This is a genomic window from Ochrobactrum sp. CGA5, assembly GCF_006345815.1.
In the GTDB taxonomy this organism is placed as follows: domain Bacteria; phylum Pseudomonadota; class Alphaproteobacteria; order Rhizobiales; family Rhizobiaceae; genus Brucella.
Genome location: NZ_VCIG01000038.1, coordinates 937416 through 963328 on the forward strand (window position 1 = coordinate 937416; position 25913 = coordinate 963328).

Genomic DNA, 25913 nt, shown 5'->3' on the forward strand with positions numbered 1-25913 from the left:
TCCAAAAGCCTATGCAACCGCAGCTTCCGTATCGAGTTCACCCGCCTTGCGTGCTAGAACGATCTGCGTCAGCAAGAAGGCCATCAGCGCACAGCCAGCGATCCCGCCGACCATCGGCGCAGCCGTTCCATCAAAGAACGCCCCTGTTACGCCAATTGCCAAGCCGCCAATCACAAAATGCATCGTTCCCATCAGCGCTGACGCAGTCCCTGCAATCTCCCCATGATCTTCGAGAGCCAGCACTGCCGTTGTCGGTATGACAAGGCCGAGGAAGCCATACCCCACGAACAGGAATCCGGCAATCAGCCAAAGCGCCTGATGGCCCATGACTACTGCTGCAAGCATTGCCAGCATTGCCGCCGCAAATCCAGAAACGGCAAATCGCATGACACGGCGAAGTCCAAAACGAGACCCCAGCCAGCCGTTCAACTGGGAAACACCAAAGAACGATACGGCATTGGCCGAAAAAGCGATGGCATATTGCGTTGGCGTCAAGCCGTAATGATCGATGAGTACGAAAGACGAATTGGCGAGATAGACAAAAAACGACGCGATACCAAAGCCCCCGACAAAAACCAGGCCAAGGAAATAGCGGTCTTTCAGAAGACGGCCGTACCCACGCAAAGCGCTGCCCAGATTGCTTTCAAGACGCGCCTCTGTCGTGCGTGTTTCCTTCTGCGCCGTTGCGACCAGAATGATACCAATGACGGCAGCGACCAGAACCGCCCAGAAAACGCCACGCCAACCGAAGAAGCTGATGATGACGGAACCTGTCAGCGGTGCAAGAATCGGCGAAATGGAGAAAACCAGCATCAGAAGCGACATGAGACGCGCCGCCTCGATACCTGTATGAAGGTCGCGCACGACAGCACGCGGGATGACCATACCGGCCGCTGCGCCAAGCCCCTGGACGAAACGGAAAAGCACGAGCACGTCTATATCGGTAGCGACAGCGGAACCGATGCTGCCAATACCAAACAAGACCAGCCCGCCGTAGAGCGGAAGCTTGCGCCCGATCATGTCGGACAGCGGCCCGCAGAAGAGCTGCGCAACCGCGAGAGCAATGAAAAAGGCCAGAAGGCTCATCTGCACCGCCCCCGTTTCCGCGTGCAAGTCAGCAGCGATGGTCGGTAGAGCGGGCAGATACATATCGATCGCAAATGGGCCAATGGCGGAAAGAAGGCCAAGAACAATGGCATTGCGCACAAGACTGGAAGCCATGGGGAACGCGCTTTCATCAATGTTTCGTGAGATTCCTGCACCGATTTAGAATCTCCGGCTTTGCTTGGGAGGATGGCGCCATCAACTTCGCAAACCGGCACAGGACAGATAGGTATTTGTATTCACTAGCAGTTTTCGTTTGATCTTGATGGTACCGACCCATTTTCCATAAGGCTGGCACTTGAAAACTCTGTAGCGAAAAGCATTTCTATACGTGCAGTCAAAACAGTTTTGACATTGATGTAAAATTAGACACCATTGTCCAAAACGTCAAGCTATCTTATGTTGGAGTTATGAAGCCTACTGACATAATCGACATTGCCGCTCTGCCCGAGAAGCGTGCTGTATCCGATAAGGGCCCGAATTCCGTGGCGATAAAGCCCGGACAGTGTATGAAGCGCGACTTCATTTTGTGCTCTGCGGCGCGTGTTTTCAATCGCGACGGCTTTCAAGGCGCGAGCATAGACCTCATCGCCAACGAAGCAGGCGTGTCGCGTCAGACCATTTATAACCACTATCGCGACAAAGAAGCCTTGCTCACCGCCGTTGTCGAGGATGCGCTCACACGCATGAACGCGAGCCTGTTCGCGGTTTTGGCTACTTTTCCACAGACCGGCGAGGACCTGGAACAGAATCTCGTGGCCTTTTCCATCCGCATGAGCCGGAATTGCATCTACGATTCGTCGGGCGCTTTTCTGCGCAGGTTAATGCAGGCGAACGAAACTAACTTGCCTCTCGCAGCGAACATTTGCAGCACTAAAGGCCCGGCGCAAGCTATTCCTGCCATAGCAGCGCGTCTGGCACGGCTTGCCATGGATGGCCATCTTCGCGTTGATGATCCGGATCTTGCCGCACGCCATTTCATGGCGCTTATCAATGCCGATACACACTATCATATGCTGACAGGTCAAAGCGTTGACGATGCAATCATCGAGGATAGCGCCGTCAACGGAGTGCGCACCTTCCTGATGGCCTTTGGATGCCGGTAGGGGCAAGCCTATCCTATTGCGTTCAAAATTGTACATCTTCCCACAACAGACATCGCCCTGTTGCTTTTTCAGGTCATATATCATCGGTTCCTGCGAGAACGAACTTGACATCGACCTCCGAATCCGTGGGATAAGCAAACCATGGTACAAGACCTGATCCGTTACGATATTCTCGCTCAGGAAGCCCTACGCGGCGTCATTCGCAAGGTTCTTGCGGAAGTGGCCAAGGCTGGCTTGCCGGGCAACCATCATTTCTTCATCACGTTCCTGACTGGAGCGCCTGGTGTGCGAATTTCCTCGCGCCTGAAGGAGAAATATCCCGAGCAGATGACAATCGTTTTGCAGCATCAGTTCTGGGACATGCTCGTTACGGATCAATTGTTCGAAGTGGGCCTGTCGTTCGGTGATATTCCCGAAAAGCTCACAGTACCGTTTTCTGCCGTCCGCGGCTTCTACGATCCTTCCGTCAATTTCGAACTCGAGTTCGATGTTGCTGTTGCACAACCTGAAAGCGACAATGATGAAGGCGGCAATGTAGCTCCGATCGAAATCCTCCCGGCAGAAACGCCCGTCGAGAAAACAAACAAACCCAAATCGAAGTCGCGCAAATCCGTAGCCGAAAAAGACGCTGCACTGTCCAAAGGCAACAATGCAGATGAAGGCGCCGACAAGGAAGCCAAACCTTCTGCCGATGTTGTTTCCCTGGATGCATTCCGTAAGAAGTAATTCTATACGCACCTTCCTTATTGTAGAATGCGCCCGAACGCCTGCTGGTCCTGTCCATTTGATTGGACAGTTCTGTTTTAGTTGTTGATCATGATCAATGGTGAAAAACAAGCGGGCGTTTTATACTCTGTTGTGGCGGCAACAGTTGAGGATTGAGTTCGATGATTCGTGCGATTGCTCAGGCAGTATTGTGGATAAGCGGCATCGTAGCGGCCTTCTTCGTCGCAAAGGATGAACCCAACTTTCCTCTGCTGCAGATGACAGTGGGCCTCATACTTCTGATTTTGGTGTCCTTGGCCATCTGGTGGTTTACCAATCCGAAGAACCCGCAGAAATAACGCCAACCCATTACGAGCTTGCGAGACCGAGCCGAAACGCGGTATTTTTTAGGTATCCTCAACATTTCCGCGTGGTTCCATGAACGACATCGTCAATCTCAAGCAATTCAAAAAGCAGAAAGCCCGCGCCGAAAAAGAAAGGCTGGCTGACCAGAACCGAATTCAATTCGGTCGAACCAAGATTGAAAAAGCTCTCGCTCGCAATGAATTAACGAAAGCAGAACGTTTTCTGGATCAGAACCGTCGAGAAAGCACCACAAAGCCGGACGAAAGAAAGTGACCTCGTCGGGACGGCTGCGCAAACATTCCGTCAGTATCCGTGGACACGCGACCAGTTATACGCTGGAAGATTCGTTTTTTGAACTGGTCGAAGAGATTGCGACCGAGCGCGAGCTTTCCGTGGCGGCTCTGATCGCTGAAATCGACAGCAAGCGTGACAAGTCAATCAATCTGTCTTCCGCGCTTAGACTGCATGTTCTGGACTGGCTTAAATCCAGAATAGTTCAAGGCTGAGGTGCCGGCGCAGCGGGAGTGCGTTCCAGACTTTTCAGGAACTCATTCAGGGATTGACCACCCCTTGGCGATGCCAGAGGATCTGTCGAGCCGCCTGCCGGCCCGCTTTCCGGCTTCTCGGCCTGAGACCGTTGAGCCTCCTCGGCGGCTTTCCGGGCCACTTCGCGCGCATTGGCCTCAGCACGCCGTCTTGCCTCATCCTCGCGCTGTGAACGATCACGTTCCGCTTCCTCCGCCTCGAAAAGCCCAAGTTGGCGACGAAGACGCTGTTTCTCCATCAGGCTCGCCTGCATCGATTCGACACGTTCCTGTTCGCGCTCAAGCGCACGCTGAGTCAGAAACTGAACGAGCGGCTGTTTGTCGAATGATACCTCAGGCGCACTGTAGCTGCCGCTGAGTGCAAAGGCTACTTGTGGAGAGATGCCCGTATCGACACCATCGCCGTTCTGGAACGTCAAGGTACCATTTCCACCAATGCCGAGTGTCGACAGATCGAAATGCAGATCACTTAGGAGAGCTGCATTTCCGTCGTTCAGATTTGCCGCTGCCATACGCGCAACACCGCCGCTGATCGTAAAATCGAACCGTGCGTTACCTGGTGCGAATGTACCCTGCCCGGTTGCCTTGTCAGCAATACCGACAAATTGCTTGGAGGCGAGCTTGTCGGGACCGGAAGACTGGTCGCCCGTGGCATCGGCTGCCGCGATCATTGCAGGCAATGCCGTCGCATCCAGACCATTGACGGTAAAATTCTCCACGTCAAAACTTGCAGTTCCGGCCAATGACCCGACCAGCGCCGCAATGCTCTCACCACTGCCATTCAGATTGACGGCAGCCTTCACCACACCGCCGAGCGGCGCAGTACCACTCTCGAGCTGGTAAAAATCCTTGAGGTTTGCGCCACTCCATTTCAGCTCTGTCGAGAGAATAGCGTTCTTGTCGCTGTTACTCAGAGACACTTTGCCAACGAGGTATCCGCCAGCCCAGTTGCCCGTCAACTCATTTAACTGAAGTCCGTCCATGGTCTTCATAAGTCGTGTGGAAAAATCTGTGGCAGTTCCAAACCCCTCCATGTGAGCTTGCGCCACGTTAAGCTTCATATCCAGCAGAAGCGGCAAAGATGGACGGACCGAGAAAGCACCACGCGGCCAAATTGTCTTTGCTGTATGTTTTCCTGGCTCGAATGCATCCTGCCCAAGCATGATCGCGGCAAGACTATCAACCTCGAGCGTTGCAAGCTTTGCCTCGCCCTTCAACTGCGGCAAACCACTATCGGCAAAATTGGCCTCCAGTCGCGCAGAAACATCTTCTCCGTCCAACTTTCCGGCCAGATTGGGGAAACGCAAGATACCCTTTGCGAACTGAAAATCGCTGGCGAGGTCTGCTGAAAGCCCTTCACCAAATCCGGGCAGTGCAAGACCAGCCGTCGCGATGAACGGCTGCAGATCGGCGGACATCAGTTGCGCCTTGCCGCTGGCAGCGATATCGCCGCCGACCAATGAAATCACGCCGTCTGCCGTCGCCGACCCGTCGGTCGCGGTGAGTTTGAGCGATGTTCGCATGCCCGCACTCGGCGCACCCTGCATGCTCAGATCGGCAGTGAGCTCACCAGCAAGCCCAAGAGGCAAGGCAGGTAAACCGATCAAAGCAAGTACCGCCTCACCGTGCTTCGACATCGCAGTGCCGTTCAATTGCATCTGCAACGGCTCGCTTTCCCCCTCACCGCCGCTCGCCGTACCCGAAAGGTCCAGCTTCATACCTCCTGTTTTTCCGGTAACGCTGAACGAGAACTCCCCTACACCGGGAGTGCTTTTGCTATTCGCTTCGACAGGTCGAGCACTCTTACCCTTGGATACCGTGCCGCTTGCAGGGATCTTGCCGGCTTGTGGCGCCGATGGCACCACAGCATTGGCAACGACATTAATTTCGCTATCCTCGAACAGTCCCGGAAAATTAGCCGCACGCAACGAAAGCGCGTGAAACAGTGGCAACTGGGGATAGCGATTGGCTATCAGTGAGAGGAAACGCGAAAGGTCACCGGACAGGATCGTCGCATCGAGCGAGCCGGAAGGCGTATTGGCGAAAGGCTCATAAGTGCCTGTTGCGGTCAGCGTGGTCCCCGCTACATCGCCAACCAAAAGCCGATCGAAATCGAAACGCCCGTCATGCAGTCGGAGCGCCATATCGACATTGGCCGCTTCCATGTCCTGATAGCGGACAGGCCCTGCCTTGAATGCCAGGTTCAGCGACTGCCCGTCGAGAAAATCCAGCCCTTCACCACTGGAGAAAAAGGCTGTAAACGCCTGCAGGGCTTCACTTTCAACCGACCGACCATTGAGGGTGAGTGTGAGTGCTGGTTGCGCCACCCCCTTCACTTCGCGAACAAACGAGCCTTTGAGTGTCGTTTTCCCCAATGCAATTTCGAGACTATCGATCCGCTGCATTCCGTCGCGAAGATCGACCCGCCCTGAAAAACCAGCGCCTTCAAGCTTACGTATGGAATCGTCAACGGTCTCATTGAGCCAGCTTGCCAGGCCGGACGGTTGACGCGAGGCGACGAGCATATCGCCCTTGAAACCGAAATCCTTGCCGACCGATAATGTACCCTTGGCTTCTACCTTGGTTCGTCCCGGAAGATCGGCCGCAAACTGACGAATATTCCAGTTCTTTCCATCAGGTTCCGCGCTCACTGTGACCGAGCGTATCGTTGTCCCACCTGCGATTACGGCAGGAAGGCGTAAATCCACATTGCCGGGGATAGTCGGAATAGGCAGTTGTTCGAGAACGCGGCGCGCTATCGCAATACGATCTGCAACCGGCATGACAGAACCCGATTGTTCTTCGCTTGCGGCTTTATTCGCCCCCCAAAAAAGCTGCTGACCGTCAGCGCTAACCTCGAAATGCGGCTTTTTACCATAATCGATGAATGCCGTGCCATTCACTACATAAGGATTATCGGCAGGCCCCTGCTCCATCCGAAATTCGCTGGCATCAAAGCGATTGCGATCCGCCTTGAATGTGCCTGTTACTCTCACACCACTGAAAAAAGGCGTCTCCGCCCCCTTCTTCTGATCCTTGGCCGTTTTGGCAACCATATCAGAAGAGCGGAGCGAAAAATCACCGGCATAGTCGAGCCGGCCTTCGGTCACGGTCACATCGCCATCGGTCTCGAAAGTAGCCGGGATTGACTCCGGCGAAATACGTGCGCGAACACGCAGCGACCCGTCCGGCTTCGCTTCACCGCTCGCTAGGTCGATGGCAAGCTTTTCGCCCTGAAGAACGAGACTTCCGTTTGCCTGCCACGGCCCGGCAAGGCTGTTTGCGGAGATCACAGCGTTGAGGTCGGTTGCAGTATGACTGCGGCCGCTTGCCTCTTCGCGCAGCGTGATTGATCCGTCACTGATGGAAAGCCGTTCGAGTTTGATTTTCGTTGGATCGAGCGGAGTTGACGGGCGGATTGCCCAGTCAATCTTGCCGCTTCTGTCGAGAGAGATCGTAGCTCGGGGACGCTCCATGCGCATATCGAAAATCAGAAGCTCGCCGCGCAGGAACGGCATCAGCTCGGCATCCATCGAAAACGTGTCGACGGCCATTACCGGATGAGCCGCATCGGCTCCAACCCGCACATCAGAAAATGCAACCGAGGGGAACGGCAAGAGCCGTGCACTGACGTCACCCGCAACCTTGACAGGGCGCCCAAGAACACGGCTCGCCTCGCGCTCGAAATCGGCACGATAGCCGCTCCAGTCAACAAAAGGCGGCACGACAAGTGCTGCCGTCAACAGCAGCACCAGAAGTCCGCCGACGATGACGAATATGCGGCCCAAGAAACAGCTCCGGTCAAACAGATTGCAAGTTAGCGCGAAACAAAGAGTGAATCACGCTGTCTTTATCTGCGCAACATAAAGGCATCGATCCGGCGACAACAAGGCAAATTGCATCGCGACCACATCGATATGCGCGCCTGCCTGAATCAAACTCTTGGCAAACCCATCCAAGCGACTGATTTGAATCACGAAATCAGTATTTTGCCCGGATTCATGATGTTGTCGGGATCAAGCGCTTTCTTAATGGCGCTCATGTAGTCCGTGGCTTCGCCCAGCTCCATAGCCAGATACTTCATCTTCCCCTGCCCGATACCATGTTCGCCGGTGCAGGTTCCCTCCATGGCAATGGCGCGCTTGGCCAGCCGATCCATGAAAGCTTCGGCACGTTCCATCTCACTCACATCATCCGTGTCCAGGAGCAGAAGAAGGTGGAAGTTGCCGTCTCCCACGTGCCCGACAATCGGAGCTACAAGACCGGTTTGGGCAAGGTCCTCTTCTGTCTCCCCAATGCAGTCGGCCAGACGTGAAATCGGCACGCAGACATCCGTGGAAACGCCCTTGCAACCGGGCCTCAGCAGAAAGGACGCAAGATAGGCGTCGTGACGCGCCCGCCAGAGCCGGTCACGTTCCTCGGCATCGTGTGTCCATCGGAACTCGCCGCCGCCATTGCCAGTAGCAATTTCGCCAAACAATTCCGCCTGTTCGGCAACGCCGTTTTCGGTGCCATGGAACTCTACGAACAGATAAGGCTGCGCTTCGTAAGGCAACTTGGAATGGAGGATCAGCGCCTGCATCTGAAGCGTGTTCACAAGCTCGATGCGCGCGATCGGAATACCCATCTGGATGGTTTCAATCACCGTGCGGCAAGCCGAATCCACATCCGGGAAAGGACAGATACCACCGGAGATCGCCTGCGGTATCCCCTGTAGTTTCAATGTGAGTTCGGTGATGATGCCCAGTGTTCCCTCGGCTCCGACAAGCAACCGCGTGAGATCATAGCCGGCGGCCGTCTTCTTCACGCGCTTGGAAGTCTCGATCAGCCGTCCATCGGGCATCACGGCTTTAAGCGCCAAAACATTCTCACGCATAGTTCCATAACGCACTGCATTCGTACCGGACGCACGCGTGGAAGCCATGCCGCCCAGCGTGGCATTGGCACCTGGATCTATAGGGAAGAACAGTCCCGTATCGCGCAGATATTCATTCAGCTCCCGACGCGTGATGCCAGGCTCTACGACACAATCGAGATCTTCCGCATGCACAGTAATCACCCTGTTCATGCGCGTGAGATCGAGCGATACGCCACCAGCGGGCGCATTCACCTGCCCTTCAAGCGAGGAACCAGCACCGAAAGCGATGACAGGAACACGATGTTCAGCGCAGATACGCACAACGTCCTGCACTTCTTTCGCAGTCTCCGCAAAGATGACGATGTCCGGCGCCTGTGTCGGCACATAGGTCGTCGTGTGGCCGTGCTGTTCGCGGATAGCCTGACCGGTCTGCGCACGTTCACCGAAACGCTGCTTGAGAATTCCCACTGCCGCTGCAATACCGGCCTCATTGCGGGTAAGCGCGACAACATTTTCAAGCGACATCGTTCATTCTCCGAAATTCATATTCAAACAGCGGGCAACGCCAATGCAACGGGGTCTTGCCCCAGATGTTCGGCAACAGCACGGACAACAAGGTTGTGGTCCTCGCGCTGCGGCAACCCTGATACGATCACGGCACCAATCACGCCGGCCCCCGCAACATGGATCGGAAATCCGCCGCCTGCCAGGGCATAATCTTCCACATTCAGTGCCTTATGGGGAGCAAACATGCGGTCGTCGCGATTCTGTTCCAAAACAAGACGATAGGTCGAAGCATGAAAACGGCGCACGACATTGAACTTGCGGCGCAACCATTCTTGATTGTCCACGGTACTTCCGGCAGTCGTTGCATAAAATAATTGCCGGTCCCATAGGGAAATTTCGGTAGCGATACCGAGCTTTTCCTTCACAGCGATCTCGCGAATGCGATAGCCGAGCGCAAATGCGCCGTTCTCGTCAAATGACGGAAAAATAAGCGCCTGCTCCTGTCGGAGTATCTGCGCGATTGCCCGCTTGCTGTCGTCGCCCTGTGCCATTTTCTGCATTCCCCCGATGAGCTGCACGAAACCTGTGCGTTCCTTGTGCGCTTTCGATCACGCGATTGCAATAAGGGTTGTGCACCATCAAACTTGATTGATCCAACACAAGCGGCTAGTGGAGCCTTATGGTTCAGAACCCTAATCTAGATGTGCCTCTGAAAGGCGCTCGAATACCGGAATTTGTCGAAACCGCCGTGTTCAAGCGCGACGTGTTCTCAGAAACGCATGCCGGTTATTTCGTTGGTGATCCCGACACTCGTATTATCCGTCGTGTCGTAAGCGCAGCTCCTTGGTGGTCCAGGCCGCTGGCGTGGATATTAGCCCGGCGCGAAATCCGGGGCCTCAAGACAGTGCGCGGCATAGAAGGTGTCCCGCAGCTCCTCGCCACTGACAAGGATGGCCTGTATCGATCTTGGACTGAGGGGACACCGCTGCATCTTGCACGCCCTTCCGATCCGAAATGGTATCGCACCGCGCACCGCATCCTGCGCGACATGCGCCGTCTCGGCGTCACTCACAACGATCTCGCCAAGCCGCAGAACTGGCTAATGACGCCCGAAGGGGAAGCTGCCGTCATCGACTTCCAGCTTGCAAGCGTCCATCGTCGTCGTGGCGCTCTCTATCGCCTTATGGCCTATGAGGATTTCCGCCACCTCATCAAACAGAAACGCGCTTTCGCAAAAGACCTTATGACACCGACGGAAAAGCGCATTCTTGCGCGCCGCTCCCTGCCGTCGCGCATCTGGCTGGCGACAGGCAAGAAGGTCTACAACTTCATCACCCGCGGCATTTTCAGTTGGTCGGACGGTGAAGGCACCGGTGATCGCATCGACAATGAAGGCCCCGCAATTCAAGCTGCTCTCAAATCCGATCCGCGTGTATCGGATGTGGCTCTTGCGCTTTATTCGCTGCCAGCCAAGGGCGTCGGCATCTACGCATTCGTGGAAACGCTAAACGCCGACGAAAAAAGCCTGCGCGCAAGGCTTAAAGGACAGAAGGTTGAACTTATACAGCCGGTCGCCCACTTGCCAAGGCGTGCTGACGGGACCATCCGCGACGATATTCTGCGGTTGATTGCAATGAACCAGATGACCGAGCTTGATGATCTTCTGCTCCGCGAACCGGAAATGCGCGGACTTGTTGAAGCGCTGGCAGCGCACCGGCTGAACTTCACAGACCGGCGTATAACTCAATTAGAGTAATTGAATATTTTAACCCTTTCGCTGGTCTTTCAGCCACGAATCATTACATTCGGGTCAAATGTCTGACTTTCCCGACGATATGCCGTTTTTCGGCGATGACGACGCTCCGGCAAGCCGTACGCCTGCTCCCGGAAGCATTGCCGCGCGTGCAATGGCGGCACGCAACCAGCAGCGCGGCGAGCCCGATTACCTGAAAGGGCTGAACCCGGAGCAGCGTCAGGCCGTCCTGACGACTGAAGGTCCGGTTCTGGTACTCGCCGGTGCAGGCACGGGAAAGACCCGCGTTCTGACAACCCGTATCGCACATATCCTTACAACCGGCCTTGCCTATCCAAGCCAGATTCTCGCCGTGACTTTCACGAACAAAGCCGCGCGGGAAATGAAGGAACGCATCGGCCATCTGGTCGGTGGAGCGGTCGAAGGCATGCCGTGGCTCGGCACGTTCCACTCGATCGGCGTCAAGCTTCTGCGACGGCATGCGGAGCTTGCAAATTTGACATCGGATTTTACGATCCTCGACACAGATGATGTGATCCGCCTCATCAAGCAGCTTATTCAGGCTGAAGGCCTCGATGACAAGCGCTGGCCTGCTCGCACCTTCGCCAACATGATCGACGGCTGGAAAAACAAGGGATTTGGGCCATCGGATATTCCTGAGGGTGATGCGCGTTCCTTCGGCAACGGTCGCGGGCGCGAGCTTTATCAGGCCTATCAGGAGCGTTTGCGCACATTGAATGCCTGCGATTTTGGCGATCTTCTGCTGCACCCGATCCGCATCTTCCGCAATCATCCCGACATACTGCGTGAGTATCACGCGAAGTTTCGCTATATTCTGGTAGACGAATATCAGGACACCAACACCGCGCAGTATCTCTGGCTGCGCCTGTTGGCCCAGCGCCCGCAGCCGAGAAACGCAACATTTACACCTGCCACCACCCAAGGCGGAAATGCACCCATACAGCCCGCTAATGCGTCCGAGCCGATGCGAGGTCCCCGCGGAGCCAGTGAACGCGGCGAACTCGGCGCGAGCGAAAACAAAGTCAATCTCTGTTGCGTTGGCGACGACGACCAGTCGATTTACGGCTGGCGTGGGGCGGAAGTGGACAATATTCTTCGCTTCGAGAAAGATTTTCCTGGTGCAGTTGTCATCAAGCTTGAGCGCAACTACCGCTCCACAGCACATATCCTCGGTGCAGCCGCCCATCTGATTGCACACAATGAGGGGCGCCTTGGCAAAACGCTGTTTACCGAAGCACCCAATCCAGATGATCCGCGAGTCAAAGTTCATGCAGCATGGGATTCGGAAGAGGAAGCCCGTGCCGTCGGCGAAGCCATAGAACAGGCCCAGCGCCAGGGGCATCTCCTCAACAACATGGCGATTCTCGTCCGCGCATCCTTCCAGATGCGAGAGTTCGAAGACCGTTTTGTCACGCTTGGCCTCAACTATCGCGTCATCGGGGGGCCGCGCTTCTATGAACGCCTCGAAATCCGCGACGCGATGGCCTATTTGCGCGTCGTAGCCCAACCGGCCGATGATCTGGCACTGGAACGGATCATCAACACGCCGAAGCGCGGTCTAGGTGAAGCCGCGATCCGACAAATCCATGACTATGCCCGCGCACGCGATATTTCCATGTTCGCCGCAGCCTGCGACCTCGTTGAAACCGAGGAATTGAAGCCAAAGCCGCGCTCCGCGCTGCGCGAAGTGGTCGAAAATTTCCTGCGCTGGCAGTCTCTGATCGACAATACACCGCACACGGAACTGGCCGAAACCATCCTTGATGAGTCCGGCTATACGGCCATGTGGCAGAACGACAAATCCGCGGAAGCGCCGGGGCGGCTTGAAAACCTCAAGGAACTGATCCGTTCCATGGAGGAGTATGAAAGCCTGCGTGGTTTTCTCGAGCATGTCGCACTCGTGATGGATGCCGAGCAGAACGAGGATATGGATGCCGTCAACATCATGACGCTGCATTCGGCCAAAGGTCTGGAATTTGAAACCGTCTTCCTTCCCGGCTGGGAAGAAGGCTTGTTTCCGCACCAGCGCGCGCTCGATGAAGGCGGACGTTCCGGCCTTGAGGAGGAACGTCGTCTTGCCTATGTCGGCGTCACCCGCGCCAAAAAGAATCTGCATATATGGTTCGTTTCCAACCGGCGCATCCACGGTATGTGGCAATCGACTATTCCTTCTCGTTTCCTGGAAGAACTGCCAGAAGCACACGTGGAAGTGGCCGAACTGGAAGGCAATTATGGCGGGTACGGCGGCGGCTATGGACAGTCGCGCTTCGACAAGGCTGACCCTTTCCAGAACTCCTATTCGACGCCCGGCTGGCAGCGTGCACAGCAGAACCGTTCCGATGCCACACGCAACAACTGGGGCTCGCGCTCCGGTAGCCGCGTCGAGCGTATCGGCTATGGTGAAACCGATTCAGGCTTCGGTGCTGGGCGTAGCTCCGTGAAAGGACGCACGATTGACGGCGAGCTGGTAGCCAAGTCAGTGGCTGACAAGCCATCGGCCTTCAAGCTCGGCGACCGCGTGTTCCATATCAAGTTCGGGAATGGCACGATTTCGCTTATCGATGGTAACAAACTGACCATCGACTTTGACAAGGCCGGGCAGAAGCGGGTTCTCGATAGCTTCGTCCAGCCCATCTAAACTCGTATTTTCAGTCAAACATCAGGCAGCCGGATTATTCCGGCTTACCCTTCGCCCATGTTACATCCCCCTTATAAAGCGGCACGGTGGACAGCGATGTCTTGGCTGAACCATCCTGAACCTGTGTCGCATGGGCAAGATAAAGTAATGTATTGTTCGTCTTGTCATAAATGCGCGTAATGACAAGCTTCTTCCAGATCAGACTGGTGCGCTCGGAAAAAACCCTTTCTCCGCCCTTACCCAGATCGATGTCTCCGATTGTGATCGGCCCCGTCTGCTCGCATGAGATTGAAGCATTGGAAGGGTCCTCAAACCAATTGCCTTTTTGCAGCCGGTCAATCATGCCACGTGAAAACGACGCCAGATGACAGGTTACACCCTGCACTTTCGGGTCCTGTACGGCGTCAATGACGATGTCGTTTCCAAGCCAGTCGACTCCAACCTTGCCTACTTCTTCAGCCGAAGCTGCCGAAGCAGCAACGACCAGCATGGGAGCAAGCATTAATCCGGCAAAACGCTTCAGTCCGACCATATCTTCCAGCCTCCAGACCTGTTGTGGTGCGAAAAGTGGGTGAACAATTGCGGCTTTGCAAGGGCCGGAGTTCAACCACCCCATTTCTCAAGGAACGTTTCGATTTCAAGCGCCTGTATGTCCGGCACCGCTTCATAGAGCTTTTCCACCGGCCAGTTCCACCACTCGAGTTCAAGCAACCGGTCTATAACCGTATTGTCAAACCGTTTGCGGATGAAATGAGCAGGAACACCGCCAATCACATGATAGGGTGGGACATCTTTCGTCACCACCGCATTTGCTCCTACGACAGCACCATGACCGATCTGGACGCCCGGCGTGATAACCGCACCATGACCGATCCATACATCGTTGCCGATGACCACGCGCTGCGCCTGACGTCTCGCCCGGAACTCTCCGTCAACGCCGAGATAGCGAAAATACTCATTCGGTCGATAGCTGACTTTATGAGTCGTCAATCGTTCCATCGGATGTTCGAGCGCGTTGATACGAACATTCGCGGCAATGGAACAGAACTTGCCGATCTCGGCATAGATCCCCTCACCGTTCCGCTCGAAATAGGTGAAGTCGCCGACCGTGACTTCACGAAGAATCACGCGCTCTCCAATATCCGCATACCGTCCGAGCTTAACGGATTTCAACTGGGCCGTGGAATGAATGCGGGGTTCGCTGTTCTGAAAACGAAGTTCGTCCGACGACGTCATTGCAACTTAACCTCAAGCCTAGCTGTAGCATAGTCAGCTCTGGAACTGCCTAGGCCGCTTCCCGCGAGCTATCTTCCTCTTGGGAAAGAGAGACCTTGATAACATTCGGCAGATCATCTTCAAACTTCGTAATGCGGGTTTGGTGAACTAGAAGCGAAACACTCAACCCCTCGCACACAGGCGAAAGGCGCTAATACCGCTTCAATTACTAGCCGTCCTTGCACCACACGCTTTTCCTGTAGAAGCCCCAGATAAGACAGCCGTCTCGCAGGACGAACCAGAGCAACCTCATGAATTGTTCACGAGAGGTGGAGTTGAGCTAATTACTAACGGCAGGCTTCCCGAAAAAGTACGCCATATGCACACCAGCTATGCTCATCGACCAAGCGATTACATAACCGACCTCCACTATGGCACTCACAACAAATTGCAGTTTTACGATGGAAATAAATCAGTTTGACTGACCTCGTAGAAAAGAAAGAGCAGAGAAGCTTCTTCCTTCACGCGACAAATCGTCAAAAGTTTCAGAAATTATTGAAAATTGAATAAATGACTGTACATTGCCGCCACGCTCTTAAATGTTGGCAGGACGCGGCTATATCGACCGTTCTGCTGTGCATAAAGAAAAGATTGGTTGTTGAGCAGCGTAGCTGAGGCGCGTTCGGAAATTCAAGGCTGACTGGACATGAAAAAATTCCTGCCCATCTTCATCATCGCCTTCATCGTCGTCATAGTCGGCGCTGCAGGGCTCAACCTTTTCCGCGATAAGCAGGCGGCCAAAGAACCCTTCGGCGGTCCGCTCAACCTTGTGACCATGGACGGCACACCTTTCACCGAGAAGGACCTGCGCGCTACGCCGGCAGCCATCTTCTTCGGTTTTACCCATTGCCCGGACATTTGCCCCACCACACTTTACGAACTGGATGGCTGGCTGAAGCAGCTCGGACCGGAAGGCAAGGATATCAAGGCCTATTTCATCACGGTCGACCCTGAGCGCGACACACAGGAGGTGATGAAGACCTACGTAAGCAATGTTTCCGACCGCATCATCGGCATCACTGGCACGCCGCAGAATATCGCTGACGCGGTCAAATCCTATCACATCTATGCCAAGAAGGTTCCGGGCGAAGACGGCGACTATACGATGGATCATACCGCGTCGGTATTCCTGCTTGACAAAGGTGGACGTTTCCGCAGCACAATCGCCTATCAGGAAAACGCGGATACGGCTCTGGAAAAGTTGAAGAATCTGGCCAAAGGCGCTGCAAAGAGCTAAGGAGAAGCTCCAGAACATTTCCAGCAGAGAGCTTTTTCCTTCATGGCCCAGTCACGACTTTTCTTTTCGGCGCATAAGGCGGAAGCCGAGCGCGTCTACAACATTCTCGAACAGGCTTTTGAGGAAGACGGTTTCCCAATCGCTATCACGGAGATTGATGAAGACCGGCAGATTTTCGAGGTTTCGGTCTATGTTGAGGACGCCGCCGAAGATGTCGTCGAGCGGATCGATACCTTGGTCGGACCAAGTCTTTTTGCCGTCGAGGAACTTCCCGACATCGACTGGGTCACACACTCGCTGGAAGGTCTGAAACCTGTCAGAGCCGGACATTTCTTTGTCCATGGTTCGCACGACCGTGACAAGATCGAAGCTGGCGACATTCCTATCGAAATTGATGCCGGGCTTGCATTTGGTACGGGTCACCATGGAACAACGGCAGGATGCCTCGAACTGATCGAGGAAACTGTCAATACCGAACATCCAACCAATGCGCTTGACCTTGGCACCGGCAGCGCTGTTCTCGCTATTGCCATTGCCAAGCTCGCCCCCATTCCCGTACTGGCTACCGATATCGACCCTGTCGCCGTCACGGTCGCCGCTGAAAATGCCTCCAAGAACGGCGTTGCGGAACATATCGTTACGGCAACAGCGGAAGGCTTCGGCCATCCGATCTTCCGTTCCTATGCGCCATTCGACCTGATCGTCGCCAATATTCTTGCAAATCCTCTTATCGAACTCGCTCCTTCGCTCAAGGAACATATGGCATCCGGTGGCTCCATCATTCTTTCGGGGATACTTGACAGCCAGCACGATGCGGTGCTCGCTGCCTATCAGGCACAGGGACTCACCCATCAAAAGACGCTTCATCGCGAAGGATGGGTGGCAATTCATCTGAAGTAACAGGCCACACGAAGCACGACATATTCCTGTTTTGAGCGAGTTAAACCTATGGCTTTTCAGAGTTTCGACGTCACCACCAATCCGGCCAATGGGAGCCCGCGCGTTGCGAGGCTGCGCGAGAGAATGGCCGAACTTGGCCTCGACGGTTTTCTGGTTCCTCGCGCGGATGAGCATCAGGGCGAATATGTTCCGCCCCATGCGCAGCGTCTCGCCTGGTTGACCGGTTTCACAGGATCGGCCGGTGCTGCGCTCATCCTCAAGAACAGTGCCTATATATTCGTCGATGGGCGGTATGAACTACAGGTCCGCACGCAGACAGACCCAAAGGTCTTTTCCTATGAAAGCCTCGTTACAAATCCGCCGTCTTCCTGGCTGGCGGAAAACGGTAAGGACCTAAGTATCGGTTTCGATCCTTGGCTCCACACCATTGCTGAAGCTCGCAGCTTACGCGAAGCACTGGAAGCTCAGGGCGGTCAGCTCGTTCCCGTCGAAATCAATCTTGTCGACGCTGTATGGGACGACCAGCCTGACGTACCGACGGCGGAAGTCACCATCCAACCGGCCCGTTTCGCGGGTCATGAAGCGGAAGACAAGATCAAGGAAATGCAGGCGGCAGTCGCCGCAAGCGGCGCCCGCGCTACCGTCCTGACTGACCCGTCGTCGGTCGCATGGGGGTTCAATATCCGTGGCAAAGACGTATCCAACACACCGCTTCCGCTGAGCTTTGCCATCATTCCGGCAAAGGGTGAACCGGAGCTCTTCATCGATGAACGCAAACTTGCCATCGAACCGCGCGCCTATCTGACCCAGCTCGCCAAGCTCTCTGCACCTGCCAATCTGGAAGGGCGCCTCAGCGCCCTTGCAACCCAAGGTGCCGCAAACGGCGAAGCTATCCTTCTCGACCCGACCCTCGCTGCCGAAAAACTTCGCCTCGTTGTCACGAGCGCAGGCGGAAACGTAATTGAGGGCAAAGATCCTGCCCGTATTCCACGCGCAATCAAGAACAAAGCCGAGCTTGACGGCTCACGGGCAGCCCATGAGCGCGACGGCGTGGCAATGGTCAATTTCCTCTCCTGGATCGACGCCCAGAAACCTGGGACGATTGATGAAATCAGCGCCGCGCAGAAGCTTGAAAAATCGCGTATCGATGCCGGGCGCGACTTCCAAATGCCGCTGGAAGATATATCGTTCGACACGATCTCCGGTGCGGGGCCGAATGGCGCAATTATCCATTATCGCGTCAATACCGACACCAACAGAACACTTGAAGACGGCGAGCTTTATCTGGTCGATTCCGGCGCGCAATATCGCGATGGCACCACCGACATCACCCGCACCGTCCCAATTGGCAAGGTAGCGCCAGAGACGATCAAGGCATTCACGCTCGTGCTGAAAGGGGTGATTGCAATCACCACGGCTCGCTTCCCAAAAGGCACACGTGGGCAGGATATCGACGTTCTGGCCCGTATTGCGCTATGGAAGCATGGCTTCGATTATGCGCATGGAACCGGTCACGGTGTCGGCTCCTATCTGTCGGTACACGAGGGCCCGCAGAGCATTTCGAGAAAGGGTGCACAGGAACTGCTGCCGGGCATGATTCTTTCCAATGAACCGGGTTATTACAGGCCTGGTTCATTCGGCATCCGCATCGAGAACCTCATCATCGTCACCGAGCCGGAAGTGCCAGAGGGCGGCGATATTCCAATGATGGGTTTCGAGACGCTGACGTTCTGCCCAATCGACCGGCGCCTGATTGACAAGTCGCTTCTAACCCAAGATGAAATCGACTGGCTGAACTGCTACCATGCCGAGGTGCGCGAAAAACTGTCCGGCCACCTCAAGGACGCTGAAAGCAAATGGCTCGAAGCAGCAACCGCTCCACTTTAATAATGTCTTCACACCGTGAAATGACGTAGCGCGATCAAAAGCGCTACGCCTGCGAAGAACATGGTCATCATGCTCAGTCGCAACGAAAGCACGATACAGACGGCAAGCACGAGCAATTCCCGCCAGCCGTGATCCGAAGCCGGTGCAGCTACAATGGCTGTCAGAACGGCTGCGGGTACGGCATTGAGCGCTGCTTCAACCCGATAATGCACGCGGTTGAACCGTGAAAGGACCAAATGTCCGCCAATACGGGTGAGATAGGTGCAGAGAGCGCCTGCGAGAATAATCCAGATCGTAGTGGACAATTTAGGCCTCCCCTTCGCGTGGCTTGGCAATAATCGCAGCGAGCGTAATGCCGCCGAGTGCACCCAGCGAAACATGCCAGGGCGACCCAACGAATTTGTATGCCGCTACCGCGGAAATCGCACTGACAATGACGACAGGCAACCAGTTCTTTCGATGGCGGAAACTCATCACCATACCGAGAAAGTAGATCGGTAGCAGAAAATCTATGCCGAAGGCGTAAGGGTTCGTGATCAGATTGCCGAATAGCCCGCCAATCAGCGCTTCGAGAACCCATGTCAGATAGAATGTCAGCCCGATGGCCATATACCAGACAAAGGTGACTGGCTTGCCTGCTTCCGCTCTCTGTTCAACTTCCGCATACTGGATATCCACCAGAACGAAAAAGGCCAGCACCTTCTGCCATGGTTTGAAATGGCGGATACGCCGTCCTGTCGTCGCCGAATAAAGCACGTGCCGGAAATTAACGGCGAAAATCGACATGACGATCATCCACGGTGCGATGTTCTGACCAAAGAGGTCAAGTCCAACCATCTGGCTGGCACCGGCATAGATGACGGCACTCATGAATACCGTTTCGGCGAGTGACAATCCGTTGTCGACGGCAAGCGCGCCGAATAGCAAGCCAAAGGGCGCTCCGGCAACAACAAGCGGAAGTCCGCGCCGTACACCATCAACAATATCGGCGCGCGCCGAGGCTCTTACAGGCTGAAAAGTCTGATCCACGAATACTCACTCCTCCGAATGAAGAGTAGTTAGGAAATTCTGCGGTCCGTTGGAATATGATTTCCCAAAAAATCATACTATTAAACAGCGATGCCGCATTTGCGCATCACTCATAACCCCGGCTGATGTATTCATGAACGATTATGATTGTTGGGAAACCGTCTTTTCGATTTTGTGCATCCAGTTCACAAGCGACCGAGCCCGTTCTGCGAAATCGACAAGGCGATCCACGAGGTTAGGACTGGTGATCGTTTCCGGGTCGATTTCCATCCGCACAGAGAAATGCCGATTGCGAATTGCTTCCAGCAGATCATCATCGGTCAGCGCCTCAAAACCACGGGGCGTGCGTTTCAACCGGTCGTGATCGCTGATTTTCAATCCGTTTTTCTTGAGTTTCGCTACCATGGCACGGAATTCTTCCGGCTTTTCGGCAATGGCCGTACGTATAGCCAGAAGCAGCTCTTTTCTCGGTCCCCACCAAGCCACACAAGCGTAGCAATCGCGGACACCCGGCAAGCCGATGCAGACATAGAAGCAACCGCTCTCGTCCCATTTCGTCCCCGATTGCGACAGCAGCGCAGACAGGTGACGGTTATAGGGAGCCTTGTCCTTTGAAAACCGCGTATCGCGCTTGATGCGGAACTGGGATTTCACCCGGTCCCCCTTAAAGGGAAGACCGGTCTTTTCAAAACGAGCCGTCATTTCTTCGACAAGGTCGCCAAGCGGCTCCTTCAACTGCTGCTCAAAAAGCTCCTTGTTCTCGACAAACCACTCGCGACTCTGGTGAAAATCCAGAGCTTTCAAAAACGGGATCGCTTTTTCACCAAAACCGCTGAACGGCGCCATTATTCTTCTCCGACCAGGGTGAACCAGGCGTCTTCATCAATCACTTCGATGCCAAGTTCCGATGCCTTGGCAAGTTTGGAGCCCGCCCCCGGCCCAGCCACCACAAGATCGGTCTTTTTCGACACAGATCCCGCTGTCTTTGCCCCATAGCGTTCGGCCATGGCCTTTGCCTCATCGCGCGACATACGTTCCAAACTGCCGGTAAATACGACTGTCTTGCCTTCGACGGGCGATCCGGTAGCAACACGCGCTTCCTCATCAAGCGGCGTCACTTCAGCAAGGAGAGCCGCCAGTACCTCGCGATTATGCGGCTCCGCATAAAAATCCACGACTGCTTCGGCAACAATGGAACCTATGCCCTCAACCGCAATCAGCTCTTGCCAGGCTTCATTGCCCTTGTCGGCGCGATCGCCTTGCTTTGGCGGCACAGCCTCCAAAGCGGCTTTTTCAAACGCGGCATAAGACAGATAGGCGCGCGCGAACCGCTTGGCGTTCACTTCGCCCACATGACGGATACCGAGACCGAACAGAAAGCGATGCAGGGCAATTTCGCGCCGATCATTGATCGCATCATAAAGCTTCTTCACGGAAGTCGTCCCGAAGCCTTCAATGTTCTCAAGCTTCTTGAGAGAACCCGCCTGCCGCTTTTGCAGAGTGAAAATATCCGCAGGCGATTTGATCTTCAGGCTGTCATCTTCTGCGTGGAAGAAGAACTCGACCTGCTTTTCGCCCAGACCTTCAATATCGAATGCATTGCGTGAAACGAAATGACGAATGCGCTCAACCGCCTGCGCGGCACATGTCAGGCCACCGGTACAACGATAGACCGCCTCCCCTTCCTCACGCACTGCATGGCTGCCACAGACCGGGCATTCATGCGGGAAATGGAATGGCACGGCATCGGTCGGGCGCTTCTCGAGCACGACATCAACAATCTGCGGAATCACATCGCCCGCGCGCTGCACGATGACCGTATCGCCGACCCGAATGTCATGCTCGTCCGCGCGAATACGCTCACCCTTGAGACCAATGCCCTTGATATAATCTTCGTTGTGCAGCGTCGCATTGGTCACAACAACCCCGCCGACAGTGATCGGCTCAAGTCGCGCCACCGGCGTCAGTGCGCCGGTTCGTCCCACCTGGATGTCGATACCACGCAGGATCGTCAGTGCCTGCTCTGCGGGAAACTTGTGCGCAATCGCCCATCGCGGGCTGCGGGAGCGAAAACCAAGCCGGGTCTGTAGATCAAGCCGATCAACCTTATAGACGACCCCATCAATGTCGTAGTCAAGCGTAGGGCGCTCAAGACCGATTTCGCGATAATGTGCCAGCAGCTCCTCGGCGCCGTGAAGCCGTCTGGTCATTGGATTGACCGGGAAACCCCATTCGCGGAAAACCTCGACCATGCCCATTTGCGTGTCGGCAGGCATGTCCGACATCTCACCCCAGGCATAGGCAAAGAATTTCAGTTTACGGCTTGCCGTCACCTTCGCGTCAAGCTGGCGCAGAGAGCCTGCTGCCGTGTTGCGCGGGTTCACATAAGTCTGCTTGCCTTCGGCTGCCATCTGCTCATTAAGCGCAAGGAAGTCACTCTTTGCCATGTAGACTTCACCGCGCACTTCCACCACAGAAGGAACTCCCGACGGAAGCCTGCTTGGGATTTCCGCAATGGTGCGGATATTCGCGGTCACATTCTCGCCGGTCGTACCGTCACCGCGCGTCGCACCGCTAACCAAAATTCCATTCTCGTAACGGATCGACATGGAAAGTCCGTCGATCTTAGGTTCAGCGGTAAAGGCAATGGAATTATCCGGCAAATGCCCCAGAAAGCGATAAACACTGCCGACAAAATCTCGCACATCCTCATCTGAAAACGCATTGCCCAGCGAAAGCATCGGACGCGCATGAACAACCTGCGCGAATTTGGAAACCGGCGCAGTACCAACCCGTGAGGACGGACTATCCGCCCGCACCAAATGTGGAAAACGCGCTTCAATCGCATCGTTGCGCCGCTTTAGTGCGTCATACTCGGCATCCGAAATCTCTGGCCGGTCATTGGCATGATAGAGCTCATCATGATGAGCAATCTCACGCGCCAGCCGCTCCAGTTCGAAAACGGCTTCAGATTCGGTCAGTTTTTCGACGGGAGTATTGGTCATAAGCGGAGCAAAACCTGCTGATTCAATTTTGCCCAACATAACCAAGAAATAGCATCGCGCCTACACCGGCCCGACATCACATACAGGCAAATCTCCTGACAGCATCGTGTCAGGAGACAAGTTCACTATTCTCGGCAAGCAGACGTTCCGCTGCTGCGCGTGCTTCATCGGTGATGCTGGCACCGGCCAGCATGCGGGCAATCTCTTCCTGCCGCTCGTCCACACCGATTGAACGGATTGAGGTAGACATGCGGTCTTCATCGGTCGCCGACTTGGCAATCAGGAAATGTGTGGAGGCACGCGCCGCCACCTGCGGCGCATGGGTGACAGAAAGCACCTGCACACGACCGGAAAGTCGAGCAAGGCGCTGGCCGATGGCGTCCGCCACCGCCCCACCCACGCCGGTATCGATTTCATCGAATACGAGCGTCGGAGCAGAACCGCGATCCGCAAGCGCCACCTTCAGCGCCAACAGGAAACGTGAAAGCTCACCACCCGAGGCGACCTTCATCATCGGCCCAGCCCGTGTGCCCGGATTGGTGCGCACCCAATACTCAACAGTATCAATGCCTTCAGCCGCCCGCGCTTGCACGTCGGTTGTCATTTCCACGATAAATTCCGCACGTTCAAGCTTAAGTGCTGGGAGTTCGGCCATCACTGCAGCTTTAAGATGCTCTGCTGTTTCCTTGCGTAAACCGGAAAGCTTGGTCGCCGCCGTGTCATAGGCCACCCGCATTTCGATCGCATGATTTTCGAGCTGAACAAGCTTTTCGGCACCGGCATCAAGATCGGCAAGATCAATATCCATCTTGTCACGCAGTGCAGGCAATCCCTCTACCGCGACAGAATATTTGCGCGCAGCAGCACGCAAAGCAAAAAGCCGCTCTTCGACCTGCTCCAGCACACGCGGATCGAAATCGATTTCGCGCATGGCATGATCAATACCGTCCTGCGCAAGGGCCAAACTGTTGAGCGCCTCGTCTATTGCCTTGCAAACCGGCTCCAGCAAATGCGGCGCTTCCGGAATTTTGCGTTCCAAACGGCGCACAAGACTCGCCAGAGACGGTACAGGTGATCCGTGCCCTGACAACAACTCACCAGCTTCGTTCACATCACCGGCGATTTTTTCGGATTTCATCATGATCGCACGACGTTCAGCGAGTTCTTCTTCTTCGCCGGGTTGCGGATCAAGCTTGGTCAGTTCTTCAACCGAAGAACGCAGATAATCGCCTTCACGCTCGGCCTGCTCGACGCGGGCACGATGCTTGGCAAGTGCGGTTTCCGCATCGCGCCAAGCCCTATAGCGTTCGCGAACCAATGCGGCCTCTTGCTCGAGACCACCGAAAGCATCAAGCAATGTACGGTGAAGATCGGTATCGATCAGTGCGCGATCATCATGCTGACCGTGGATTTCCACCAGCCTGCGCCCAAGGTCACGAAGAAGCGCGACACTTGCCGCCTGATCGTTGATAAAGACGCGCGTTCGACCATCGCCCATCTGCAAACGGCGCAGAATGATGTCACCATCATCGTCAAAACCGTTGTCACGCAGAAAAATCCGAGCCGGATGCGCGCCCGGCACATCGAACACCGCCGTCACCTGCCCCTGATCTGCACCGTGACGCACCAACGAAGCATCGCCACGTGCGCCAAGCGCCAGCGAAAGCGAATCAAGCAGGATAGACTTGCCCGCGCCGGTTTCGCCGGTAAGCACGGACAAGCCCGTCTTGAACTCAATGTCGAGCCTTTCAATCAGAACAATATCGCGGATCGACAGATGCGACAGCATGTGAGAATCGGCTTACGAGCCGCCGCCCGTGATGAGTGCGCCGGCCTTGGCCAACCACGAATTGCCGTTTTCACGAGGCTGAAGACCGCCACTCTGTAGAAGCTTGTAGCTGTCTTTGTACCACTGGCTGTCCGGGAAATTCTTGCCGAGAACAGAGGCCGCCATCTGAGCTTCCGACGTTAGACCGAGCGCGTAATAGGCTTCGACGAGACGAGCGAGTGCTTCCTCCACCTGGCGGGTGTTGGAATATTCTTCGACCACACCGCGGAAGCGCTTGATAGCTGCAAGATATTCCTTGCGTTCCAGATAATAACGACCGACCTGCATTTCCTTGCCTGCGAGCTGGTCGCGTGCAATGCGTATCTTGGCCTTGGCGTCATCCGTGTATTCAGAGTCCGGGAAACGATCAACCACTTCCTGCATCGCAGCGATAGCGCGACGGCTGGCAGCCTGATCGCGGGTTACATCCGGTATCTGGCGGAAATAGGAGAGACCGATGATGTAATAGGCATAGGCAGATTCTTGTGATGTCGGGTAAAGCGTGTTGTAACGCTTCGCCATCGAAACTGCTTCTTCGTAATTACCCTTACGGTAGTTGGTGAAGGCGGCCATCACAAGCGCCTTGCGTGCCCATTCAGTGTAAGGATGCTGGCGATCAATTGCAGCGAACTTCTTCGCTGCTTCATCAAGACGACCCGCGTCCAGATTAGCGAGGCCTTCATTATACAGTTTGTCGGCAGGATCAATCGTCTCGACATATTTGGTGAGATCGATGTCGTCGTCCTTGCTGGCACAACCGGCGAGCGGGATCAGAACGGCGATAGCGCCAGTCAGCAGCGCGGTTTTCGTCATACCCTTGAATTTGAAACTCGTCATGCGGTCTCCGGCCTTCTGGCAGCGTCATTCCTGTTTGAAGCTGCGTGCTTCTAGCACTGCACGGCTGCTCCATCCATACAAATCATTAAGCTTCAGCGAATGTACAAACATAGCTGACGCTGTTTTGGCCGTCCATAAACCACATGCAAGCGAAATCGGCAACGTCTAGTGGTCTGAAATCCGCCGGACGGCGTGTCGAAACGCATAACCCGTGTGAATTGTCCCCGGTATTGGCTACCCATATGCATAGATGCCCCCGATCAACCCACCGCAGAGCGACGCATCGACTCAATTACGAGGTGAACCGGTGAA

The 25913-nt window shown here is 55.1% G+C and carries 22 protein-coding genes; 10 read left to right on the forward strand and 12 right to left on the reverse strand.

The window, feature by feature from the left end; translation table 11 throughout:
* Positions 1-9: 9 nt before the first annotated feature.
* Complete coding sequence (locus FJQ48_RS17665; protein ID WP_139976216.1) at positions 10-1221, reverse strand: multidrug effflux MFS transporter; 1212 nt, start codon at positions 1219-1221, stop codon at positions 10-12.
* A gap of 293 nt (positions 1222-1514) precedes the next feature.
* Here FJQ48_RS17665 and FJQ48_RS17670 point away from each other — a divergent pair, with 293 nt between their 5' ends.
* From FJQ48_RS17670 to FJQ48_RS17685, 5 genes are all read left to right on the forward strand, one after another.
* On the forward strand, positions 1515-2210 hold the full coding sequence (locus FJQ48_RS17670) for a TetR/AcrR family transcriptional regulator (protein WP_139976217.1): 696 nt from the start codon (positions 1515-1517) through the stop codon (positions 2208-2210).
* A 141-nt stretch (positions 2211-2351) separates the two neighbouring features.
* Complete coding sequence (locus FJQ48_RS17675) at positions 2352-2936, forward strand: SspB family protein (protein WP_139976218.1); 585 nt, start codon at positions 2352-2354, stop codon at positions 2934-2936.
* Positions 2937-3097: 161 nt separating this feature from the next.
* Positions 3098-3274 carry a hypothetical protein gene (locus FJQ48_RS22475; protein ID WP_180350230.1) on the forward strand — a complete coding sequence of 59 codons (177 nt, stop codon included), beginning with the start codon at positions 3098-3100 and terminating at the stop codon, positions 3272-3274.
* A gap of 79 nt (positions 3275-3353) precedes the next feature.
* Entirely contained in the window at positions 3354-3554 is a 201-nt protein-coding gene (locus FJQ48_RS17680; protein ID WP_139976219.1) for a DUF4169 family protein, read from the forward strand.
* Positions 3551-3787, forward strand: coding sequence for a ribbon-helix-helix domain-containing protein (locus FJQ48_RS17685; protein ID WP_139976220.1), 237 nt, complete (start codon positions 3551-3553; stop codon positions 3785-3787). The genes FJQ48_RS17680 and FJQ48_RS17685 overlap by 4 nt, the downstream gene beginning before the upstream one ends.
* On the opposite strand, the gene FJQ48_RS17690 is transcribed toward FJQ48_RS17685, so the two are convergent.
* The 3 genes from FJQ48_RS17690 to FJQ48_RS17700 all read right to left on the reverse strand — a co-directional run bounded on the left by FJQ48_RS17690 (position 3778) and on the right by FJQ48_RS17700 (position 9742).
* Positions 3778-7614, reverse strand: a complete 3837-nt coding sequence (locus FJQ48_RS17690) for an AsmA family protein (RefSeq protein WP_139976221.1) — start codon at positions 7612-7614, stop codon at positions 3778-3780. The two genes, FJQ48_RS17685 and FJQ48_RS17690, sit on opposite strands and share 10 nt — an antisense overlap.
* A gap of 185 nt (positions 7615-7799) precedes the next feature.
* The gene (locus tag FJQ48_RS17695; protein ID WP_139976222.1) at positions 7800-9209 is read right to left on the reverse strand and encodes an FAD-linked oxidase C-terminal domain-containing protein; all 1410 of its coding nucleotides are present in this window, start codon (positions 9207-9209) and stop codon (positions 7800-7802) included.
* Positions 9210-9232: 23 nt separating this feature from the next.
* The gene (locus FJQ48_RS17700; protein ID WP_139976223.1) at positions 9233-9742 is read right to left on the reverse strand and encodes a heme-degrading domain-containing protein; all 510 of its coding nucleotides are present in this window, start codon (positions 9740-9742) and stop codon (positions 9233-9235) included.
* Between the two features lie 128 nt (positions 9743-9870).
* On the opposite strand from FJQ48_RS17700, the gene FJQ48_RS17705 reads away from it, so the two are divergent.
* Positions 9871-10947 (forward strand): serine/threonine protein kinase, encoded by a 1077-nt coding sequence (locus FJQ48_RS17705; RefSeq protein ID WP_139976224.1) that lies wholly within the window; start codon positions 9871-9873, stop codon positions 10945-10947.
* A gap of 58 nt (positions 10948-11005) precedes the next feature.
* Positions 11006-13603: a UvrD-helicase domain-containing protein gene (locus FJQ48_RS17710; protein WP_139976225.1), complete on the forward strand. Its 2598-nt coding sequence runs from the start codon at positions 11006-11008 to the stop codon at positions 13601-13603.
* Positions 13604-13637: 34 nt separating this feature from the next.
* Here FJQ48_RS17710 and FJQ48_RS17715 read toward each other — a convergent pair whose 3' ends face one another.
* Together FJQ48_RS17715 and FJQ48_RS17720 are read right to left on the reverse strand one after the other, a co-directional pair.
* Positions 13638-14135, reverse strand: coding sequence for a CreA family protein (locus tag FJQ48_RS17715; protein ID WP_139976226.1), 498 nt, complete (start codon positions 14133-14135; stop codon positions 13638-13640).
* 71 nt (positions 14136-14206) lie between these two features.
* Positions 14207-14839, reverse strand: a complete 633-nt coding sequence (locus tag FJQ48_RS17720; protein ID WP_139976227.1) for a DapH/DapD/GlmU-related protein — start codon at positions 14837-14839, stop codon at positions 14207-14209.
* 685 nt (positions 14840-15524) lie between these two features.
* Between FJQ48_RS17720 and FJQ48_RS17725 the strand changes: the two genes are divergently transcribed.
* From FJQ48_RS17725 to FJQ48_RS17735, 3 genes are read left to right on the forward strand one after another with little or no spacing between them, the layout of a single operon-like run.
* Positions 15525-16115, forward strand: a complete 591-nt coding sequence (locus tag FJQ48_RS17725; RefSeq protein ID WP_139976228.1) for an SCO family protein — start codon at positions 15525-15527, stop codon at positions 16113-16115.
* A 42-nt stretch (positions 16116-16157) separates the two neighbouring features.
* A complete protein-coding gene (locus FJQ48_RS17730) occupies positions 16158-17015 on the forward strand; it encodes a 50S ribosomal protein L11 methyltransferase (RefSeq protein ID WP_139976229.1) in 858 nt (285 codons plus the stop codon).
* Positions 17016-17063: 48 nt separating this feature from the next.
* On the forward strand, positions 17064-18902 hold the full coding sequence (locus tag FJQ48_RS17735; protein WP_139976230.1) for an aminopeptidase P family protein: 1839 nt from the start codon (positions 17064-17066) through the stop codon (positions 18900-18902).
* Between the two features lie 8 nt (positions 18903-18910).
* On the opposite strand, the gene FJQ48_RS17740 is transcribed toward FJQ48_RS17735, so the two are convergent.
* The 6 genes from FJQ48_RS17740 to FJQ48_RS17765 all read right to left on the reverse strand — a co-directional run bounded on the left by FJQ48_RS17740 (position 18911) and on the right by FJQ48_RS17765 (position 25601).
* Positions 18911-19207 (reverse strand): AzlD family protein, encoded by a 297-nt coding sequence (locus FJQ48_RS17740; protein ID WP_139976231.1) that lies wholly within the window; start codon positions 19205-19207, stop codon positions 18911-18913.
* Position 19208: 1 nt separating this feature from the next.
* Positions 19209-19931, reverse strand: coding sequence for an AzlC family ABC transporter permease (locus tag FJQ48_RS17745; protein ID WP_139976232.1), 723 nt, complete (start codon positions 19929-19931; stop codon positions 19209-19211).
* Between the two features lie 141 nt (positions 19932-20072).
* The gene (locus tag FJQ48_RS17750; protein WP_139976233.1) at positions 20073-20777 is read right to left on the reverse strand and encodes a TIGR02453 family protein; all 705 of its coding nucleotides are present in this window, start codon (positions 20775-20777) and stop codon (positions 20073-20075) included.
* Positions 20777-22936 carry an NAD-dependent DNA ligase LigA gene (ligA, locus tag FJQ48_RS17755; protein WP_139976234.1) on the reverse strand — a complete coding sequence of 720 codons (2160 nt, stop codon included), beginning with the start codon at positions 22934-22936 and terminating at the stop codon, positions 20777-20779. The genes FJQ48_RS17750 and ligA overlap by 1 nt, the downstream gene beginning before the upstream one ends.
* Positions 22937-23045: 109 nt before the next feature.
* Positions 23046-24725, reverse strand: a complete 1680-nt coding sequence (recN, locus tag FJQ48_RS17760) for a DNA repair protein RecN (RefSeq protein ID WP_139976235.1) — start codon at positions 24723-24725, stop codon at positions 23046-23048.
* Between the two features lie 12 nt (positions 24726-24737).
* On the reverse strand, positions 24738-25601 hold the full coding sequence (locus FJQ48_RS17765) for an outer membrane protein assembly factor BamD (RefSeq protein ID WP_139976236.1): 864 nt from the start codon (positions 25599-25601) through the stop codon (positions 24738-24740).
* Positions 25602-25913: the final 312 nt, after the last annotated feature.